General features: G+C 37.9%; 5 protein-coding genes. 4 read left to right on the top strand and 1 reads right to left on the bottom strand.

Going from position 1 to position 3,882, the window contains the following annotated elements:
- On the bottom strand, window positions 1–196 hold a 196-nt coding region (locus ACY65O_RS09000; protein ID WP_462220520.1), incomplete at its 3' end, for a GTP-binding protein.
- Between ACY65O_RS09000 and ACY65O_RS08995 the strand changes: the two genes are divergently transcribed.
- From ACY65O_RS08995 to ACY65O_RS08980, 4 genes are all read left to right on the top strand, one after another.
- A complete protein-coding gene (locus tag ACY65O_RS08995) occupies window positions 156–725 on the top strand; it encodes a FlgD immunoglobulin-like domain containing protein (RefSeq protein ID WP_462220519.1) in 570 nt (189 codons plus the stop codon). The genes ACY65O_RS09000 and ACY65O_RS08995 overlap by 41 nt on opposite strands.
- 148 nt (window positions 726–873) lie before the next feature.
- The gene (locus tag ACY65O_RS08990) at window positions 874–2,124 is read left to right on the top strand and encodes a tetratricopeptide repeat protein (protein ID WP_462220518.1); all 1,251 of its coding nucleotides are present in this window, start codon (window positions 874–876) and stop codon (window positions 2,122–2,124) included.
- A gap of 35 nt (window positions 2,125–2,159) precedes the next feature.
- Window positions 2,160–2,531: a hypothetical protein gene (locus tag ACY65O_RS08985; RefSeq protein WP_462220517.1), complete on the top strand. Its 372-nt coding sequence runs from the start codon at window positions 2,160–2,162 to the stop codon at window positions 2,529–2,531.
- A 96-nt stretch (window positions 2,532–2,627) separates the two neighbouring features.
- Window positions 2,628–3,882, top strand: a 1,255-nt coding sequence (locus tag ACY65O_RS08980) for a carboxypeptidase-like regulatory domain-containing protein (protein WP_462220516.1), incomplete at its 3' end; no start/stop codon positions are given.

Below are 3,882 nucleotides of genomic sequence, written 5' to 3'. Positions count from 1 at the left end.
CGCTGGTCGTCGCCCGCTGGTCTTTGCGCGAAGTCACACTGCCCGCAAGTTGCACCGCCCCGCCGTAAAGCAGGAATTTTTCGGTCAGCGTCGTCTTCCCGGCATCCGGATGCGAAATAATCGCAAACGTCCGTCGCCGGCCGACTTCGCGGGCGGTGCGCGCAGCATCGGCCGCCGACTGGGCGGCGGAGGGCAAAGCGGCCGCCGCCGCAGCCGTGGAATCAAGAACTGGCTCAGAAGTTTTAGCCGCAATTGGTTTATGGTATGATGATTATGTACCCGGCGGAAGCCCTGTTACTGCACAATTGGTAAATACCATAACTTTTAAAGAAGGTGTGGGTAAAAACGATACCACTTTTAAAGCAGCCTTTCCTTTTGTACAAACTCCATGGAGAGGTTTTACAGGAGCATCTTATACAGGCCCAAAAAGTAATGTATTTAATTTAGGTATTGCAGCAGAGCCTATTGCTCTTTCTGCTTTCCCAAGTCCGTTTAAAACATCTACTACTTTCCATTATAAAGTAACAACAGATGCCGCAAGCGTACGCATTGAAATTACAGATGCTTTGGGAAGAAAGATTGCTACAATAAATGAAGGCAGCCGTACAAAAGGCGATTATTATGTGCCATGGAGCAAAACAAATTTAGCTTCGGGTGCTTATTACGCCAGGATGTATGCAGATGGTTTAAAATCTGTAACAGTGGGAATTGTGAAGACAAACTAAGTAAATATTTAATTACGGGCTTCATATTTTCATGGCATCAACATTACAGACCCATTTAGATATAAGCGATGTGCAAATACATAATTTTATCACAAAAAAGGAGAACCATGGTTCTCCTTTTTTCGTATTTGATATAAACAACTAAAAAATGAAAAAGACTTTAACCCTCCTGCCATTTTTTGCTGTTGCTTTTTTTCTTATCACACTTACAACAACAATAACCAGTTGCAACAGTAGCGAAGGAAAATTAAAAGCATACATCAGCGAACAAAACCCAATGGACATTCCCGAACTTTTAGAACGCAAAGGCGAATTGGCCAGTGCTTCGGAATGGACTAAAACCAAAGAAAAAACTGCTGAGCTAAAAGCAAAACTTGCCACCAAGCCCCAGGATGTAAAAACACGTTTGCAGTTAGCCACCATTTTTATTACCGAACAACGAATTACCGGGGAACATCATTACTACTATCCTGCCATTGAAAAAATATTAAATGGTGTACTGAGTATCGATCCTAAAAATTTTGAGGCCAATGTTTTTAAAGCTTCGTTAAGGATGAGCCAGCACCAGTTTGCAGATGCAAAAAAAATTGCTGAAGAGGCAAAAGCGATTAATCCTGATAATGCTTATGTGTATGGCATTTTAGTAGATGCAAATGTAGAGTTGGGAAATTATGAAGAAGCTGTTGCCATGTCGGATAAAATGCAGGCGCTAAAACCATCTTTAGAATCTTATTCAAGAGCCAGTTACTTACGTGAAATTTATGGCGATTATGATGGCGCTATTGCCGCAATGAAATTGGCAGTGCAGGCTGGTTTACCCGGCAGCGAACCGCAAAGCTGGAGTTTAAATGTGCTGGGAGATTTATATTACAACATTGGTAAGTTAGATGAAGCTGAAAGAACTTTTCAGGAAAATTTATTTATCAGGCCAAGTTATGCACCAAGTATGGCAGGCCTTGCAAAAGTGGAAATGAAAAAGAAAAATTATACAAGAGCATTGGCATTATTGGATTCTGCAAACGCAATTATGCCCCAATCTTCTTTTGAAGAACAAAAAGCAGATGTGTATGCAGCAATGGGTGATACAAAAAAAGCAATGGACAAATATGCAGAAGTACAAAAGATGCTGATAACTGATGCTAATTCCAATCATCATTCTGTTTCGCTGGAACTGGCAAGGAGTTTTATTAAGACCAACCAATGGGACAGTGCAAAAAAATATGCTGTAATAGAATATACTATCCGCCCAAAAAATATTGACGTAAATAATGAACTGGCCTGGATAGCATATAGCCAGAATGATATTGCAAAAGCAAAAGAATATTTAAAAACAGCAATGAGTACGGGAAGTAAAAACCCCGAGTTATTACAAAGAGCTGTTGTAATTAATTCAAAATAGTTGTAAATTTATTTATAAGCAAGCACAGGTATAAAATGAAAAAACTACTGCTATCTATTCTCCTGATGTGCTACGCAGCAGTTATGTTCAAGCCTGTGCTTCCTTATATTTCAGATTTTATTGGTCATGTTTTTTTTTACACACAACACATGGCCACTGTACATTACGAAAATGGCAATTATCATGTGCATTATGAAACTGCTAAAGATGTTAAGGAAGAAAAATCTGATAAAAATCCTTTCTCTTCCTCAAAAAAAGATAATGCAGGAAATGAGCATATTATTATTATTGCTTTAAAACACCCAACTTTTTCTACTGCATTTACAGCCAAAGGATATACTTCAACAACTACTCCTGCCCTCTTAAGCGGCACTTTTAAAAACAATTACCCCCCTCCCCGGGCTTAGATAGAATTTTCATTGCATGCAAATAAATATATCCGTTACGGGATATTATTCCATGCTATGCTATGCACTCATTTCTTAATCTATCTAAAAAAAATCATGAAACATCCATACGGGTATTATTTATTTATTATTGTAATTTTTATTTTTTCTTTTTCAATAAATATAACAGCACAAACAATTATTACAGGTAAAGTAGTAGATGCTGTAAGCAGGCAACCATTAGAAGCAGCATCAGTTAATGTTACCGGTAAACCAGGTGCAAAAGCATTAACTGACGAATATGGGAATTTTTTATTGAATACAGCAAACGCAAATGATAATATTGCGGTATCCCATATTGGATACAAAACAATTTTGGCAACAGTAAATAGCAAAAACGATTTATTGATTGAACTGCAACCCGATGCCATTAAAATGCAAGACGTTACTTTAGAAACAAGCTTTGCTGCTAAATTCAGTTCTCTTGCAAAAATAGATCTGGCTTTAAGCCCTGTAAAAAATACGCAGGAATTAATGCGGCTTGTACCGGGTTTATTTATTGCACAACATGCCGGAGGCGGTAAGGCTGAGCAAATATTTTTACGTGGCTTTGATGTTGACCATGGCACAGATGTACAGGTAAGTGTAGATGGTATGCCGGTAAATATGGTAAGCCATGCACATGGGCAGGGTTATGCCGATGCTCATTTCATTATTCCTGAAACGATTAACAATATTGATTTTGGTGCCGGACCCTATTATACACAGCACGGTAATTTTAATACTGCAGGTTATGTAGCCTTTTCTACTTTTAAAAATATTTCTAAAAGTTTAGTACAGGTAGAAGCAGGGAACTTTAACAGCTACCGCATTTTAGCAATGATTGATCTGTTGAAAAAAAATAAAGATAAACAGAGTGCATATATTGCCGGTGAATTTAATTATACCAACGGCCCAACAGAAAACAAACAAAATTTTAACCGCATTAATTTATTTACAAAATACAAGGCAGCAATAACTAATAATACCAGCTTAACTTTTTCTGCCTCGGCATTTAAAAGTAAATGGGATGCCAGTGGCCAGATACCTGAAAGGGCTGTTGAGAACGGATTGATAGGAAGGTTTGGCAGTATAGACCCCAGCGAAGGAGGGAATACAGAGAGATACAATGCTAACCTGATTGTAGCACATCAATTTAAAAAAGGCAGCAGTTGGGAGAACCAGTTATTTTTTAACCGTTATAAATTTAATCTCTATTCCAACTTTACTTTTTTTCTAAATTATGCAGTTAACGGGGATGAAATTAACCAGGCAGAAGCAAGAAATTTATTTGGCTTCTCCAGTAAATTAAAAGAAAAATTCTTTTTTAATA

Origin of the sequence: Ferruginibacter sp., assembly GCF_031430955.1 — a bacterium.
Lineage (GTDB): Bacteria > Bacteroidota > Bacteroidia > Chitinophagales > Chitinophagaceae > Ferruginibacter.
The sequence above is the reverse complement of the archived record's forward strand: the minus strand, read 5'-3'. Positions and strand labels throughout refer to the sequence as shown.

What these genes read in the sequence shown, in the direction of transcription:
- ACY65O_RS08990 (WP_462220518.1), top strand. Translation starts at nt 874, where the DNA reads ATGAAAAAGACTTTAACCCTCCTGCCATTTTTTGCTGTTGCTTTTTTT.
- ACY65O_RS08985 (WP_462220517.1), top strand. Translation starts at nt 2,160, where the DNA reads ATGAAAAAACTACTGCTATCTATTCTCCTGATGTGCTACGCAGCAGTT.